This is a genomic window from Alcanivorax sp. DP30 (assembly GCF_009882945.1).
GTDB lineage: Bacteria > Pseudomonadota > Gammaproteobacteria > Pseudomonadales > Alcanivoracaceae > Alcanivorax.
This window is the reverse complement of sequence record NZ_WTUY01000003.1, coordinates 301,470-317,411: the sequence shown is the minus strand read 5'-3', so window position 1 is coordinate 317,411 and position 15,942 is coordinate 301,470. Positions and strand designations below refer to the sequence as shown.

At 58.2% G+C, this 15,942-nt stretch carries 15 protein-coding genes; 5 read left to right on the top strand and 10 right to left on the bottom strand.

All coding sequences use genetic code 11. The features are described from left to right. Nucleotides 1-7: 7 nt before the first annotated feature. From GQF00_RS05780 to GQF00_RS05770, 3 genes are all read right to left on the bottom strand, one after another. Nucleotides 8-781, bottom strand: a complete 774-nt coding sequence (locus tag GQF00_RS05780; RefSeq protein WP_161318209.1) for an SDR family oxidoreductase — start codon at nucleotides 779-781, stop codon at nucleotides 8-10. 10 nt (nucleotides 782-791) lie between these two features. Further along, entirely contained in the window at nucleotides 792-1,412 is a 621-nt protein-coding gene (locus GQF00_RS05775) for a TetR/AcrR family transcriptional regulator (RefSeq protein ID WP_161318208.1), read from the bottom strand. 210 nt (nucleotides 1,413-1,622) lie between these two features. Then, complete coding sequence (locus tag GQF00_RS05770) at nucleotides 1,623-2,123, bottom strand: DUF1289 domain-containing protein (RefSeq protein WP_161318207.1); 501 nt, start codon at nucleotides 2,121-2,123, stop codon at nucleotides 1,623-1,625. A 242-nt stretch (nucleotides 2,124-2,365) separates the two neighbouring features. Here GQF00_RS05770 and GQF00_RS05765 point away from each other — a divergent pair, with 242 nt between their 5' ends. Further along, a complete protein-coding gene (locus GQF00_RS05765; RefSeq protein ID WP_202560399.1) occupies nucleotides 2,366-2,959 on the top strand; it encodes a DUF2846 domain-containing protein in 594 nt (197 codons plus the stop codon). A 123-nt stretch (nucleotides 2,960-3,082) separates the two neighbouring features. On the opposite strand, the gene GQF00_RS05760 is transcribed toward GQF00_RS05765, so the two are convergent. From GQF00_RS05760 to egtB, 3 genes are all read right to left on the bottom strand, one after another. Continuing rightward, a complete protein-coding gene (locus tag GQF00_RS05760; protein WP_161318206.1) occupies nucleotides 3,083-3,607 on the bottom strand; it encodes an acyl-CoA thioesterase in 525 nt (174 codons plus the stop codon). Nucleotides 3,608-3,770: 163 nt separating this feature from the next. After that, complete coding sequence (gene egtD, locus GQF00_RS05755; RefSeq protein WP_237440410.1) at nucleotides 3,771-4,760, bottom strand: L-histidine N(alpha)-methyltransferase; 990 nt, start codon at nucleotides 4,758-4,760, stop codon at nucleotides 3,771-3,773. A gap of 37 nt (nucleotides 4,761-4,797) precedes the next feature. After that, a complete protein-coding gene (gene egtB / locus GQF00_RS05750) occupies nucleotides 4,798-6,078 on the bottom strand; it encodes an ergothioneine biosynthesis protein EgtB (protein WP_161318204.1) in 1,281 nt (426 codons plus the stop codon). Nucleotides 6,079-6,191: 113 nt separating this feature from the next. On the opposite strand from egtB, the gene GQF00_RS05745 reads away from it, so the two are divergent. Further along, a complete protein-coding gene (locus GQF00_RS05745) occupies nucleotides 6,192-6,962 on the top strand; it encodes a 3-hydroxyacyl-CoA dehydrogenase (RefSeq protein WP_161318203.1) in 771 nt (256 codons plus the stop codon). Between the two features lie 299 nt (nucleotides 6,963-7,261). On the opposite strand, the gene ppnN is transcribed toward GQF00_RS05745, so the two are convergent. Further along, a complete protein-coding gene (ppnN, locus tag GQF00_RS05740) occupies nucleotides 7,262-8,629 on the bottom strand; it encodes a nucleotide 5'-monophosphate nucleosidase PpnN (protein WP_161318202.1) in 1,368 nt (455 codons plus the stop codon). A gap of 251 nt (nucleotides 8,630-8,880) precedes the next feature. Here ppnN and GQF00_RS05735 point away from each other — a divergent pair, with 251 nt between their 5' ends. After that, nucleotides 8,881-9,096, top strand: a complete 216-nt coding sequence (locus GQF00_RS05735) for a hypothetical protein (protein WP_161318201.1) — start codon at nucleotides 8,881-8,883, stop codon at nucleotides 9,094-9,096. A 137-nt stretch (nucleotides 9,097-9,233) separates the two neighbouring features. On the opposite strand, the gene dinB is transcribed toward GQF00_RS05735, so the two are convergent. Further along, on the bottom strand, nucleotides 9,234-10,337 hold the full coding sequence (gene dinB, locus GQF00_RS05730; RefSeq protein ID WP_161318200.1) for a DNA polymerase IV: 1,104 nt from the start codon (nucleotides 10,335-10,337) through the stop codon (nucleotides 9,234-9,236). 66 nt (nucleotides 10,338-10,403) lie between these two features. On the opposite strand from dinB, the gene GQF00_RS05725 reads away from it, so the two are divergent. After that, nucleotides 10,404-12,032: an FAD-dependent monooxygenase gene (locus GQF00_RS05725; protein ID WP_161318199.1), complete on the top strand. Its 1,629-nt coding sequence runs from the start codon at nucleotides 10,404-10,406 to the stop codon at nucleotides 12,030-12,032. 135 nt (nucleotides 12,033-12,167) lie between these two features. Here GQF00_RS05725 and GQF00_RS05720 read toward each other — a convergent pair whose 3' ends face one another. Both GQF00_RS05720 and GQF00_RS05715 read right to left on the bottom strand, forming a co-directional pair. Beyond that, nucleotides 12,168-12,986, bottom strand: coding sequence for a putative RNA methyltransferase (locus tag GQF00_RS05720; protein WP_161318198.1), 819 nt, complete (start codon nucleotides 12,984-12,986; stop codon nucleotides 12,168-12,170). An 11-nt stretch (nucleotides 12,987-12,997) separates the two neighbouring features. Continuing rightward, nucleotides 12,998-14,041, bottom strand: a complete 1,044-nt coding sequence (locus tag GQF00_RS05715) for a hypothetical protein (RefSeq protein ID WP_161318197.1) — start codon at nucleotides 14,039-14,041, stop codon at nucleotides 12,998-13,000. A gap of 219 nt (nucleotides 14,042-14,260) precedes the next feature. Here GQF00_RS05715 and GQF00_RS05710 point away from each other — a divergent pair, with 219 nt between their 5' ends. Then, complete coding sequence (locus tag GQF00_RS05710) at nucleotides 14,261-15,940, top strand: ShlB/FhaC/HecB family hemolysin secretion/activation protein (protein WP_161318196.1); 1,680 nt, start codon at nucleotides 14,261-14,263, stop codon at nucleotides 15,938-15,940. The last annotated feature ends 2 nt before the right edge of the window (nucleotides 15,941-15,942 follow it).

Below are 15,942 nucleotides of genomic sequence, written 5' to 3'. Positions count from 1 at the left end.
TCCACTTTCACTGGTTGGGCTGGGGACTGAAAAAGTCCATGGCCTTGTTGGTCAGGTTCAGGTTGGCCACTTGTTTGGCCAGGCTGTAGATATCCGGGTAAATCACCCGGGCACCCTTCTTGCGGTAAGTACGATAAATGCGCTCGGCGAGCACGTCGGGTCTGCCGGTGGGGATATAGCGGGAGACCGGTCCCTGCTTGACCTGGCTGCGGGCATGACTTTCCAGCCCGGAGGCGATGGGGCCGGGGTAGACGGTGATGACGTTGACGTTGTCTTTTCTCAGATCAAGACGGGCAATCTCCGAGGCCAGACCGATGCCTGCCTTGGCGCCGCCGTAGTAGCTGCAGCCGCGGATCGGTACCCGGCCCGCCATGCTGGAAACATTGATCACGCAGCCGTGCTGTTGCTGGATCATGTGAGGCAGAGCCAGATCCATCAATCGCATGGGGGCGGTGAAGTTGATGTCCATCAGGCGCTTGCCGCGCTCCCAGCCGGTCCCGGCTACCGTCATGATGTCCATGATGCCGGCACAGTTGACCAGTACATCTACCGGGCCACGGCGGTCAACCAGTGCCTGCCACCATTGTGGCAGGGCATCAATCTCGGTGAGATCGCAGGCTTCGCCGCTGGCCTGGTGTTGATCTGCTACCTTCTGAAGGGCGTCGTGATTCAGATCCACCAGCGTCAGGCTGGCATCCGGGTGGTGACGCCGAAACTGCGCGGCCAGTTTTCCGCCAATGGCCCCGGCGGCGCCGGTAATCAGGATATGTTTGGGGTTCATGCTGCCGTTCCTATAGGGGGGGATTTGCCATGGCCAGCCAGCAGGCATCGCGGGCCCGTTTCAGGTCGTCATCGGTGAGCGTCAGATAATTGAGGCGCTCGGCTTTGAAGATGCCCACAAAGGCACCCCAAAACAGGGCGATGGCGAGGTCGGGCTTGAGTCGGTCGCTGAGCAAGCCATTACGCTGGCCAATGATCACCATCATGCCCAGGGGGATCAGCAGTGCCTGTTCACGGCTGCGGCTTTCGGGTGTGAGGTAGCTGTGGTGATCTTGCATCTCCAGAAACTGGAAGGTCTGCGGTTCTTCCCGGGCGAAGGCTATGAGGCGTGCCCAAAGAGTATCGAACAGGGCACGGCTGGGATTGAGCAGGTCCAGATCGGAGAGGAGCCGATCCTGGAGGCGTTGCTTGGCATCGCAGAAGGCCGCATTAATAAGCGCTTCCTTACTGTCGAAGTACCGGTAAAGCGTGCCCACGCCCACGCCAGCCTGCTCCGCAATGGGCGGCACCGGGGTACCGTGCAGGCCATGCTCGGCAAACACCTGCAGCGCAGCTTGGATGATTTGCTCTCGCTTGCGGCTCTCTTTCGCAGCGCGCGGGCCGGTTGTGACAGAAGCAGAAGCTGTGGCCATGGCTCACCTGTGGAATCGGTAATGAATATTCATTCCGTAAATGTGCCATTGAGTGATGTCTGAGAGAAGAGGGCTTTGGGTCAGATTGGGACAAATGGAAGGCAGCTACGAGCGACTAGCTTCTAGCTGCGAGATTAAAAGGCGGCCATGTTGATCCCGGCTTTGAAGCGGTCATCATTCTGCTCGTAGCTCGTAGCTCGTAGCTCGTAGCTAGATCAGCCCCTTCTCCCGAGCTGCGTGCTCGGTGAGTTCGGCCACGAGCCGGACCGGGCGGGCGTAGGAGCGGTCGTAGTGGGCCTGGGAAAGGGCGTGGCATTCGGCGCTGATCTGGTCGTAGAGGTCACGGGGGGGCATGCCCTGGCTGGGGGGCAGGGGAATCAGGCCAAAGCGGTCGTAAGGAATGGTCTGCTTGCCGGCGGCCTTGAGCAGCTCCGGTACCCAGCCCTGTGGAGACAACTGGGTCTGGTAGCGCAGGTTTTGAAACGCCATTTGCTCGGCCAGCAGGGTGGCGTCAGCGACCTGGAAATAGTTGTCCACTACCTGGCTGAGCAACAGATCCAGCCGTTTCCAGACAATGCTTTTCTGCTCATTGGTGTAAGCGTTCCAGTCCACGACTTCATGGCTGAAGCGGCGGCAACCACGGCACACCGTGTCGCCAAACACGGTGGAACAGACGCCAATACAGGGGGTGCGGATACGATTCACGGACATGGCGGAAGATTACCAGAAATCCATGGGGTGCGGGGAGCCATGATTGCCCATGGGGCAGGGCAGGTAGCGATTGCCGCTATCTTGAGCAACGCGGTCAAATCGGCCATAGTTAGCCATCATTGAAGGGATTATATTAGCAATCCTCGCAATCTCCCTGCTGCCCATTACCGGGTGCGGGTTGGAAGGGCGCAATAATAACAGGGCCGGGCCGCTCAAGGTCACGGTACCAATGGAGAATAATAATGCGATTGGTTGTGTGGCTGGCACTGTTCAGCCTGACGCTGTCTGGTTGTTCCGGGGTGGGGATGGGGATTCCTGCTACGCCGGGAGCGTTTCTGGATGCGCCTGACGGCAAGACCTTTGATCCCATCGATACGCTGGATCCACGTAACTCCATGGTCTATATCTACCGGCCGATTACGCGCTGGGGCTATGAAGAGGTGCAGGCACCTGTTTTCTTCCTGGATTCCGCCCAGCTTTTCGGCCTGAAAGCCGGGGCTTATACCTGGCTGGAGCTACCCGCCGGTACCCATGATTTCTATGCCCGCCGTCCGTTCAGCGTGTTGTACCTGAAGATGATCTTCGAAATGCCGCTGAAGATTGATGGTGGCAAGGATTACTATTTCCGTTATTCGGAACTGAAGCCATTGGATCTCACGGAGATTGTGGCCAACCCGGAAGATTATCAACAGGCGGGCCCGCTACAGCAGGTGCCCAAGGCCATTGCCCTGCGTGAAATCGCCGATCTGCGTCTGGATGAGCCTGGTGTTTACTATGCGGACCGGATGAAGAAAGAACCGCGCTGGGCGCCGTTCTATACGTATTCAGTGGATTAAGCCGTTGCTAGCTACCCGCCTCGAGCTGCGAGAAAAATAAAAAAAGCCCCAGAGTTCCGGGGCTTTTTCGTGTCGAGCGGTTGAGGCCATTTCAAGCTGGGCGACCATTCTGTTAGCTCGTAGCTAGTCCGTTTCCGTCAACCGCTTCTTCGAAAGCAACAACCGCTTCCACTGCTCCACATATTCCGGCAAAGGCGGGGATTCCAGGTGCATGCCGGTGATGTCCTGAGCCGTTTGCGGGCTGATGGATTTGCCGGCATAGACGTTGACCACGCGTACCAGGGCATGGGTATGCAGCTTGCGCTGGGATTCGAAGCGCTGGTCGTAATAGACGTACTTGTCGTCCCATCCCAGGATGCGGGTGTGCACCTGGAATTGCTGATAGGGCCGCAGTTCGCGGATGTAGGCGATCTCAGTATTAGCCACCACCACGTTGCAGCGGGCTTCAATCATGCGATTGAGGCTGCCGGTGACCACGGCGTGCTCCAGCCGGCTTCGATCCATGAACTTCAGGTACTTGGCATTGTTCAGATGCATGTTCAGGTCGATATCCAGCAGGCCCACTCTGAATTCCAGAGTGACCACATCAAATAGCTGGTGTGTAGGCGGGCGTTTACGTCTGCGCGCCGCGCTGATCAGTTCAAGCATCCGATCTCCCTAAGCCACGCCCCGGTCGTGGCACTGGTGTCATTCTTGGTTTTAGAGGGGTAGGGGGTTATCCAGAGGTTCCCCAGAACGAGGTTCAGTATACCGGTACTGGAACCGGTTCACACTATTGCCTCTGCCCAATCGATGCCATAAGACGATCGGATTAGTCAGTCGATGCGAGGTGCAGGCTGAACAGGTTGTCGGTATCGGTCCAGCAACCTCGGGGAGTGAAGCCGGCGTCCACCAGCTCCCGGCTAAAGCCTTCCACGGTGAATTTGTAGGAGTTTTCGGTGTGGATGCGGGTGCCGCTTTTCAGGGTAAGCAGGGTGTCACCCAGCTGGAGTTGCTGATCCTGCAGGCATTCCAGGTGCATTTCGATGCGTTGGGCGGTGTCATTGTAGAACGCCAGATGACGCATGTTGTCCACATCGAAGTGGCAATCCAGCGCCTGATTGAGGTGATGCAAGGCATTCAGGTTGAAGGCGGCGGTGAGGCCCTGGGCGTCATTATAGGCGGCATTGAGACGGGAGTGATCTTTCTGTAAATCCGCGCCGATCAGCAGGGCCCCGCCAGGGCCGGCCAGGTGGTGCAGGCCGCGCAGAAACTGCTGGCGCTCAGCGGGCTCGAAATTACCGATGGTTGAACCGGGAAAAAAGACCACCTGACCTCCCGGCTGGCTATCGCCGGGTAGCGACAGGGCCTGGCAGTAGTCGGCACAGACCGCGCTAATCTGTACGTCGGGGAAGTCTCTGGACAGCTGGCGGGTCGCAGTTAGCAGGCAATCCCTGGAGATCTCCAGGGGCATGTAGCGTTGCGGAGACCAGCGCTCCAGCAGTAGGCGAACTTTCTGGCAGCTGCCGGCACCGGGTTCGGCAATGGTGACGGTGGGGCCCAGTTTATGCTGGATCTCGCCGCTGAACTGTTCCAGCAAGGCGGCTTCGGTGCGGGTGGGGTAGTACTCCTCGGTGGCGGTGATGGCATCAAACAACCGCGAACCTGCCTCGTCATAGAAGTACTTGGGATTCAGGTGCGGGCGAGGTGCGGACAGGGACTGGCTCACTTCCGCGAGCATGTCAGTGGTGGGTGGGTGCAAGTCGTAAAAGGTCAGGTTGGGACCCAGCTGTTGCTCCTTGACCGGCATTGCCTGTTTCATCATCACCTCGATGGCAGTTTGTCATTGGCGGCTTTGGCTATCCGTCCGCAGCCAGGCGGATGCCGCTGAACTGCCAGCGGTGGTGGGGATAGAAGAAATTCCGGTAGCTGGCGCGAATGTGCTCCTGGCTGGTGGCGCAGGAACCGCCTCGCAGCACCATCTGATTGCACATGAACTTGCCGTTGTATTCGCCCACCGCACCGGTGGCGGTGCGAAAGCCCGGGTAGGGCAGATAGGCGCTGGCAGTCCATTCCCAGACGTCACCGAACAGTTGGCAGAGACTGCCGTCCGCGGCCAGGCCGGGTTGATAGAGGCCGTTTTCGACAAAGCTGCCATCCCGGTGGCTGTGCCGTGCGGCATGCTCCCATTCCTGCTCCGTTGGCAGGCGCAGGCCGGCCCAGCGGGCGTAGGCGTCGGCCTCGTAGTAATTCACATGGGCCAGAATCTGGTCGGGCAGCAGCGGCTGCATACCGGCCAGAGTCCAGTGGTTGAGCAAGTCTCCCTGCCAGTACAGCGGGCGCTGGATGGAGTGCTGCTGAACCCAGGCCCAGCCATCGGATAGCCACAGTTCCGGGCGCTGGTAGCCACCGTCGTTGATGAAATCCCGGTACTCGCCATTGGTGACCGGGCGGTTGGCAAGACGATAGGGCGCTAGCCAGACCGGGTGTCGGGGTGTTTCGTTATCAAACACGAACCCTTCGCTGGGAGCCGCGCCATGCGCCACTTTCCCGCCGGTAAAGTCCTGAAAACTCAGCGCTGGCAAAGAGTCATTGCCAGCGTGAATGGGCATGCTGATGGCCGGCGACAGCGGGTTGAAGGAAAGGCTGTACTTGATATCAGTGAGCAGTAACTCCTGATGTTGCTGCTCGTGATTCAAGCCCAGCTCAATCAGGCTCGCCAGTTGTGGGGCGGTGTCGATCAGCCTGAGCATGGCGTCGTCTACCTGACGCCGCCAGGCAAGCACTTCCTCGTTGGTCGGGCGTGACAGCAGGTGTCGCTGGGGGCGAGGGTATTGTTCACCGATACCGTTGTAGTAGCTGTTAAACAGATATTCAAAGGCGGGATTGAATGGCTGATAGCCGGGCAAGTGGGGCACCAGAAGAAAGGTTTCAAAAAACCAGGTGGTGTGAGCCAGATGCCAGCGCGGTGGGCTGACGTCCGGGCAGGCCTGCAGACTCATGTCTTCGGGCTGGAGCGGTGCACAAAGCTGTTCGCTGAGCTGGCGAATGCGCGGATAGGCGCTGGCCAGCCACAGTGGGGTATTTTGTCGGGCGCTCTCAGGCAAGGTTCTCTCTCCCGTGCCGGTGCAATCATCCATTGACGCAATCTCACCTTAAAACACTGGCGGATTGAGCGAAAGCAACAATGAGCGGGAAGGCCTGGCTGGGTATACTCCAGCCATTGTTTTGGCCCCACACCCAAGGAGAGCATATGAACATTACCGATAAAGTTGCAGTAATCACCGGTGGCGCATCCGGCCTTGGTCACGCTACTGCCCAGGCTGTTGTTGCCAAAGGCGGCAAAGTGATGATCCTCGACCTGAACGAAGAGCAGGGTCTGGCAGTGGCTGCCGAGTTGGGTGACAGCGCGGCATTCGTGAAGACGGACGTGACCGACGAAGCCTCCGTACAGGCTGCCATCGCTGCCACTCTGGAAAAGTTTGGTGCTGTCCATGTGGCGGTTAACTGTGCTGGCGTTGGCTCAGCCATGAAGACGGTTGGCCGTGAGAACAAGCCCCACGATCTGGGTGTGTTCAGCAAGGTGGTACAGATCAACCTGATCGGTACCTTCAACGTGACCCGTCTGGCCGCCGCTGCCATGGCCGAGAACGAGCCGGGCGAAGACAATGAGCGTGGTCTGATCGTCAACACCGCTTCCGTTGCTGCCTTCGATGGTCAGGTAGGCCAGGTCGCCTACTCTGCTACCAAGGGTGCGGTGGTTGGCATGACCCTGCCGATTGCCCGTGATCTGGCGCCGCTGGGTATCCGCTGCAACACCATTGCTCCGGGTATCTTCAACACCCCGCTGATGAACGCCGCCCCGGACAAGGTCAAGCAGCCCCTGATCGAAATGACCCAGTTCCCCAAGCGTCTGGGACACCCGGAAGAATACGGTCAGCTGGTTTGCCACATGATCGAGAACAAGTTCCTCAACGGCGAAACCATCCGCATCGATGGCGGTATCCGTATGCAGCCGCGGTAAGGCCGCTGTGAGCGACGAGCTAAAACAAAAAAGCCCCGGTTTTCCGGGGCTTTTTTGTGGCCGCTCTGCGGCCGTGTCACGCTTTAGCTGAACTGAATGGTACCGCCTTCTTTTGTAGAAGCGTGCTTGCACGCGAATGGGTTTAATCGTCTGCAGGCAGACTCCCACAGTGCAGCAGTTAGTACCTCTGACACGGCGAAAACGTTTTTGATCCGGCTCTCGAATCGCACTGCCAGGGTGGCTCCTGCGGAACCTGTCTTTAACTCGTAGCTAGCCGCTATACGCTCATAGCTGCTGACTCACCCCACCAGCTCATAACAGGGCTCGTAATGGCTGCCGGGCAGTTTCATGCGCTGCTGGGCGACGAAGGCGTTGAGCAAATCGTCCAGCCGTGTCATCAACTCGCCGGGCGCGTGGAGCTGATAAGGTCCGTGTTGCTCGATGGCATGAATGCCCTGTTCCTTCACGTTGCCGGCCACAATGCCGGAGAATGCCCGGCGCAGGTTGGCAGCCAGCTTGTGGACGGGTTGCTCGTTGCCCAGGTTCAGGCTGGCCATGGCCTCGTGGGTGGGAATGAACGGCTGCTGGAATTCCAGCGGTACAGTCAGGCGCCAGTTGAAGTAGAAGGCATCGTCGTTGTCGCGGCGGAACAGGGTCAGCCGGTCGATGCCGTGACACATGGCCATGGCCACTGCAGCAGGATCATCAATGATGATCTGGTAGCGGTTGGCGGCCTGATCACCGAGAGTGGCGCGAATAAAGGCATCCACCTGCTGGAAGTAGGGGGCGCTGCTGGCCGGGCCGGTAAACACCACCGGCAATGGCATGTCGGCGTTGTCCGGGTGCATCAATACGCCCAGCAAATAGAGAATTTCCTCGGTGGTGCCTACCCCGCCGGGGAACACGATGATGCCGTGGCCGACTCGAAGGAAGGCTTCCAGACGCTTCTCGATGTCCGGCATGATCACCAGTTCGTTGACGATGGGGTTGGGGGCTTCGGCAGCGATGATGCCGGGCTCGGAGATGCCCAGGTATCGGCCACCCTCGAAGCGTTGCTTGGCGTGGGCCACATGGGCGCCTTTCATGGGGCCCTTCATGGCGCCAGGCCCGCAGCCGGTGCAAATGTCCTTGTGACGCAGGCCCAGCTGGTAGCCCACGCTCTTGCTGTAGTCGTATTCTTCCCGGGAAATGCTGTGGCCGCCCCAGCACACCACCATATTGGGGTTGTAGCCGGATTTCAGCGCGCCAGCATTACGCAGAATGTGGAATATGGCGTTGGTGATACCCTGGCTGTTGTTCAGATCAAAGTTGTCGTTGTTCTGAATCTCGTTGGAGACGTAGACAATATCGCGCAGCACGGCCGACAGGTGCTCGCGGATACCGCGAATCATGCGCCCGTCCACAAAGGCGCCGGCCGGGGCATTTTCCAGCTTGAGCCGCAGGCCTCGGTCTTCCTGGATCACCTCGATGTCGAAGGTCCGATAGGTTTCCAGCACTTCGCGGCTGTCATCGGTGGGAGTGCCGCAGTTCAGTACGGCCAGGGCGCAGCGTCGAAACAGGTCATGCAGACCGCTGCCGGAGGTATCCCGCAGGCGCTCCACTTCATGCTGGCTGAGTACTTCCAGGCTGCCTTCCGGGGCAACAATGGTGGTTACAGTCTTGGTCATAAAAGAATAATCCCTCGCAATATCCGCCAAGAGTAACCCAAAGGCAGCAGGGCTGCTTGTGAAGCTAAGCCGGGGGTGGCTGTCGGCTTTTTTACATTTGAGGTTGGAACGGTGTTATCCGGTTCGCGTCTCAGGAGTATGGCTCTTGGCATATTGGCTGCATGCACTGTGTCATGAGGCTGTCTTGAAAGTGTCTTAAAGTTGGCAACCTGCCGATACCCGGCAAGTAGATTGAACGTGAGGGCGCAAAGATGTTGCTCAAGTATCTCAATGAACTGGAAATGGCGGTGCAGGCCATGGCGGATCACCCCGACGCGGATACCATGAATCGCTGTGTGAAATGCGTGGCAACGCTGGATGCCTATCTGGATGCCCAGATGGAGCCGGTGAAACAGCGCGGCCGTGAGTTGATGGATGGTCTGCTGCCAGCAGATTTGCAGGAGCGGGTGGGGCATTCGGTTCATTGATTCAGTTGCGAGTCACGAGCTTCGAGTTGCGAAAACCTTGAAACAACGGGATTTCCAGGCCTTTGCCTTTCGAAACTCGCTTCTCGAAACTTGAAACTCCCTTCGCCAAACTGCCAGGTTTTGCCTCAAGGAAACGATCAGAGCTTGCCTCGTTGGCTCCGCAATGCCTTGTCCCACTCCTCCGGAAACAGATCCGGTTGCTGCGGGGCTTTCATGTCTCTTAGCCGTGCGCCGATGCCCAGTAACCGGGCGGGGCCGGGGCGGCGTTCCCAGAGTTGTTCCAGCAGACCTTCGAAATGGGTGCGGTCCAGATCGGTACCGGCGGTATCACAGCTCAGGCTGACAAAATCCTGATACTTCACCTTGGCGGTGAGGCCGCTGATCAGGTAGTTTTCATCCAGTTTGGCAAACCGTTCCTTGAGCTTCTCCAGCAGGGTATCCAGCTCGCGGAGCCACTCCTTCAGCGTTGGCTGGTCCTTGTCGTAGGTGCGCTCAACGGAGACCGACTTGCGTCGTCGACCGGTCTGTACCGGGCGGCTGTCGTCTCCCCGGGCCAAGTGGTAGAGGCGCTCCCCAAAACTGCCAAACGTCTGGGCCAGCTCCAGCCGGCTTAAACCTTGCAAGTCTCCACAGGTGTGCAGATTGAGGCTGGCCATTTTCTCCGCCGTGACCCGCCCCACCCCGGAGATTTTTTTCACCGGCAAGGCAGCCACAAAGTCATCGACCTGGGCGGGAGTAATAACGAACAGACCATCGGGCTTGCGCCAGTCGCTGGCCACCTTGGCGAGAAACTTGTTGGGGGCCACGCCGGCGGATACCGTAATGCCGATGTTTTGTCTTACTTCCTTGCGAATCGCTTCGGCGATGCGGGTTGCGCTATTCTCGAACTGTTCACTCTGGGAAACATCCAGGTAGGCTTCGTCCAGTGACAGGGGTTCAATGAGCGCGGTATAACGTTTGAAGATTTCGTGGATCTGGGCAGAGACTTTACGGTACTTGTCAAAATTGGGTGGCACGATGATCAGGTCCGGGCACAGTCGCAGGGCCTGGGACGAGGCCATGGCCGAATGCACACCGAAATGCCGGGCAGGATAATTACAGGTGGCAATCACACCGCGCCGGTGCGGATCACCGCCCACGGCCACCGGCCTGCCGCGCAGGGAGGTGTCATCACGGACTTCCACGGCGGCATAGAAGCAGTCGCAGTCCACGTGGATGATCTTGCGAGTAGGCAGGGTCATGGTTACCGGGTGCTGGCCAGAATGCAGGAATAAGGAGAGTGTACCATCGCCATTACGGAGAACAGCATGCCCAAGGCCCTGATTGTCGGGGCTGGCCCCACCGGGCTCACACTGGGCATCGGGCTGCGGCGGCAGGGCATTCCCTGCACCATCATTGATCGCCTTGAGTCGCCATCGCCCTGGTCCAAGGCGCTGGGTCTTCATTCCCGCAGTCTGGAAGTATTTGCCGCCATGGATGTGCTGGGACCGGTGCGCAAGATCTCTCGCGTGTTGAAAGCAGTCTCTGTCTACGGCGATAACGGCTTTTTATTCGAGCTGGACCTGACCTCCCTGCAGGCCCCTTATCCCTGGGTACTCAGTTGCCCCCAGTCCGAGGTTGAGGCCGCTCTCATCCAGCGCTACAAGGCGCTGGGTGGCGAGCTGGTGCGCGGTGTAGAGCTGCTGGATTTCACCCAGGATGGCTCCGGGGTGACGGCCAGAATTCGCAAGGGTACTGAAGTCCAGACCTTGCAATGCGAGGTCATGGTGGGTGCAGATGGCGTCGGTTCCACCGTCCGTGAGCAACTGGGTATCGGCTTTCACGGGGTGGAATACAGCGAACATTTCCTGCTGGCGGATGTGGATTGGCACAGCCCCTGGCGTAACGACAGTTCCCACGGCTTTCTGCAGGAAGAAGGTCTGCTGATTGCCTTGCCGCTACCGACGGGGTGGCGGTTGATCATGGCCACCGATACCCCGCCAGAGGCGCCGCTTGATGTGTCGGTTTTTGAAGAGCGGCTGGCGCAGATACTCGGAGAAAAACCGGATCTGGGCGAACCGCGCTGGATCAGCGAGTTCTCCGTGCAACGGCGGTTGGCGCAGCATTATCGCCGCAATCGCGTGTACCTGGCCGGTGATGCAGCCCATGTGCAGAGCCCTCTCGGGGCCCAGGGTATGAACACCGGCCTGGCCGATGCCTTCAACCTGAGCTGGAAGCTGGGGTACTACCTTAACGGCTTCGGTAGTGGCAAATTGCTCGATAGCTATGAGCAGGAGCGCCGCCCGGTGGCAGAAAAAATGATATATGGCGTGGACATGCTGTCGCGGGCATCCCTGCTGAAGCTGCCCATGTTGCGCCGTAGCCGTGACTCCTTACTGAAACTGGCTAGTGGTCGGCCGCGGATTACCAGTCGCATATTACGCACCGCCAGCCAGCTGGATGTGCATTACCGGCATTCCCCTATTGTCACCAGTGGCCCGGAATCGGATCTGGGATGGCGACGTGAGGGGCCTCTGCCCGGTGATCGTCTGCCGGATGCCAGTTTGAAATCCGTGCGTACCGGGCATCTGCATCATCTGCATGACCTGCTGCGAAAGCCCGTTCATCACCTGATTCTGCAGTTGAGTGAAACCCCGGAACACAATGAAAAGCTGGTGCTTTATGCGTTCAGTGACCGACTGGGTCAGGACTATAGAAACCGTGCCCACCTGACCGTGGTCGCTGCCAAAGGGACACCCCATGCGGAGGTACCCCGCGAAGGCACGACCCGCATCTGGCAGGATCACGAAGGGGAATTTGCCGCCGCCTTTGGACATGGCCCGCGGCTGTGGCTGATGCGTCCGGATGGGCACCTGGCTTACCGGGCCCCGGTGGGCAATGCAGATCATCTGCTGGAGTATTTGGATACAGTGCTTGGGAAGGCAATAAATAGTTAATAATGAATAATTAATAGCTACGCGGCATAAGGTTTTGGAACACCATTGCACAGAGGCCGCGCCCACAGCATGGGCGCGGCCTCTTTCTTTTCAATCCAATACAATCCGGCACGCGACGTTATTAATTATTCATTATTAACTATTAATTACCCTCTCCCACCGCTGAATAATGAAATGCGCAGGCATTGTCTGGCCGGTTAGCTTGCCGATGTCGGCCTTGGCGGACGGTTTGGCTCGCCAGTGATGGGGGGTCATGGTGAGCAGGTTCTGTAGCTCCTGCTCGCTGTCCGGGGTCCATTCGAACTGCACCTCTTCACTGTCGATCAGGCTGAAACGGTCATCCAGAAACTTGCCGGCATCAAAGCCGGATTGACGCACGTCTTCGTAGAGAGCCTCACGCAATGGCATCAGGTGGTTTTCGCCCGTACCCGCCACCAGCAATTCCCCGCCGGATTTTAATACCCGGGCAATGTCATCCGTGAACAGGCGGGTGAACAGCACCAATACCCGCTGCATACTCTGCTCAAACAGCGGCAATCGCGCCCCGCTGGCCACCAGCCAGGTCAATTGCTTATTACGCTTGGCTGCGGCATCCACAGCGAACTTGGAAATATCCACCCCGACCCCGTTCCCGGCACCAAGCACATGGGCAAACCGTTCGGTATACCAGCCTTCGCCACACCCCAGATCCAGCCAGTCCCCGTCCGGCTGCGCCGGCAGTTGCGCCAGCAACGCATCGGCCAGCGGTTGATAGCGTCCCAGCTCCAGAAAGGCGGTGCGCGCCTGCACCATGGCCTTGTCATCGCCGGGAGAGCGGGAGCGGCGATGCTGTGCCAGCAACAGGTTGGTATAGCCACGCCGGGCGCGATCAAAGCGATGCCCCTGCTCGCACTGCCATGTGTTGTCAGTGAGCGTAAGAGTGTGATCGCAGCTGGGGCATTTAAGGGTGGGCATGGGCAGTCACTTTACGGTGAGGAAAGCATTAATTCAGAGCGTTGCAATTGTGCCTCGGCGGCAAGATTGGACAGTTCAACACGATACTGTTTCAGGGTGTCTTCGAGAACCTCGGTGACGGCGCTGTGGCTGCTGCCAAGCTGTTTTTGCGCACTATGGTGCAGGGCCTGGAGCTGTTGCTCAAGCTTGCGCGCAATGTCGGGCAAGGCTTGTTGGGCCTGCTCAATGAAGGCCAGTTGTGCCCGTAGCCTTGTCTGCTGATTACGCCGCAGGGTAATGCCCTGACGAATTCGGGTTTGCTCGGCACCAAAGTCTCGAGGGATCATTTGCGCTTTCAAGGCCTGAAGTTCCTGGTCACCGGCGATGAGCTGCTTTTCAAGTGAATCACGCTGACGCTGGTAATTAGCCAACTTTATACCCAGTTGGTTCAGTTCCTGGTCAACGGCGGCATGGCGTTCACGCAATGCCAGAATGGCCGTTACAGAGGATTTCAGTTGGCCCGTTTCTGCCAGCAGGTTGTGCCCAGGGTGGTGCAGGCTACGCCTCAACAGGGTTTTGCGTACCGCATCGTCCAGACTGGAAGGGAAAATGATGGCCATGGGGTCCAGATCGCCGTTGTTTTCAAACGCATCCAGCTGAGCCAGCGCAAAATGGCTCTGTGCACTGACTTCATGATAAAGCGCGGCTGACAGTGCAGGGTTGCGCGGTTGTTCATCATGGGCAGCGCTGATCAAACCATTGAGCGTCATGGGCCGATAGGGATAATGCTTCGCCGTTCGCAAGAACCACTTTCTTGCCTCCGTGGGCTGTGCCGTCAGTCGATAGCTTTCCGCCATGAGCAAGCTGGCCTGCAGTGCGGCGGGGCTCTCGGTGTCAATCTGGCGGAGCATATCGCGGGCTTTATCAAAATGACCTTGCTGCATCTGCACGGCGGCTAGCCGCAAGCGCAACTGATTTTTTACGACAAAGCGTTCAGCCGGAGCGAGGCCGGTGGCGCTATCAAGCGCGTTGGAAAGCGCCTGTTCGGTATTGTCTGCCTCAATAACAGCGCTCAACCCGGGGTCCATGGAGATGGCAGCTGTTTGCGAAGAAAGGATGATGGCAAAAAGCCATAATGCTAGCTTCGTTGTGATCTGTTTCACGCCAAGATCGTTCCCTGTTCACGGGTGAATACCCAAAAGTGTATGATGCGCCGCTGCGCATGATACCAACGCCAACAATAATAACGACGCGTTGATTTGTCCGCATTGTGATCACTTAAGGCAAGGAAAGCCATGTTGGGGGATAAAGCACTATTTTGTGGTGGTGTCGTCGCTGCCTGCTTGTTGATCGGTGCCGTGAAGGCAGAGCCGACAGCTCAGCAGCGCATGTTTGATCGCTTGCAAGAGCAGGAGCGTCAACGGCAGCAGCAGCAAATTGAGGAAATGCAGGTGCCGGGGAAGGAATCCCCGATGCAGGTTCCGCTACCCGATGCGCCGGCTGTGGCCGGGCGCTGTTTCAATATTGAGACAATCATTCTGGAAACCTTGAGCGGGGCTGAGCAGCCCTTCGGGCGCTGGCTGACCAAAACGGCCCGCCAGCCCCAGGGAACCTGCATGACCATGCAGGACATCCAGACTCTCCAGGCCGTTCTTTCCAATAAGCTCATCGACAAGGGATTCATTACCAGCCGGGTATTGATACCGGAACAGGATGTTTCCTCGGGAAGGCTGGAGCTACTGGTGGTCGCCGGCCGGATAGAAGACGTTGAGGCACTGGGTATGTCACGTCGTCTGCTGGAGTGGGCGGTGCCGGCATCCACTGGTGAGTTGCTCAACCTTCGCGATCTTGAACAAGCGGTCGAGACGCTTGCCCGCTTGCCCCACCTGGATGCCAACATGGATCTTGCGCCCGGCGAAGAGCAGGGTGGCACCGTCATTCTGGGTCAGGCGCAATGGCCTCAGCGTTATCGCGGCACACTGGTGATCGATGAGGAGCATTATGGAAAGGTGACCCATGGCACTGCGCAGGCGGGTTTTGACTGGGGTGGCTTGCTCGGCGTGCCAGATCGGCTCTCCCTTTCGTTGAATACCGATCTCGATACTGAATTTTCCGATCAGGCCTGGGGGGCCGGGCTCAGCTATGACATCAGTCATGGCTATTGGAATCTGGCGCTCAGCTATAACCGCCAAGAGTACGAAAACACCATTGATGGGATCTTCCAGTCGTTTGAATCGTCGGGCGCCACCGACACCAGCAGGCTGGAACTGACGCGCACGTTGTACAGAAGCAACAAGGCAAGGTTCTCGTTGTCGTTGCTCGGCGCGTACTCGGATACGGAAAACCTTCTCGAAGATGCGGTAATCCGTGTGAGCAGCTATCACCTGCGTGCCTGGGGCGCTCGTGCCAATGCCAAGTACCTGTGGGGTGGCACACAGCTGGCAGGTACCTTCACGGTGGAGCAAGGGCGCGGCGCAGGACCTGCCACCCTTTTACCTGGCGATCTATCAATTGCCGACATATCGCACACAAGATATCAGACATATCTTACAGCCAATCGTTTTATAAAGCCGTTATATGGAACCTTATCCGTTCGGCTAAATGGGCAGTACAGCGATGAAGCGCTGTTCCCGTCTGAACGGTTCTCCGTCGCGTCCAGTGCGGCGGTGAGGGGGTATCGGGATATTTCGCTCAGTGGCAACTCGGCCGTGGCTGGCGCCATACAGTTTGATTTCTATCCGCCTATTACCGGACCAGTCTCGGTGACGCCTTTCGTTGCCTATGACTCCGGGGTGGTACCGGGAAATGACAACGAAACGGGGTTTGCCCGCATTGATTCTGCCACCTCGGGGCTGCGTCTGGGCTATCGCCGTTTCAGGCTGACCACCGAAGTATCCTGGCCCATGGAACAACATTCAACGGAACTGACAGACAGCGAGTACACGCTTCATGCCTCACTTTATGCCGAAATCTGATC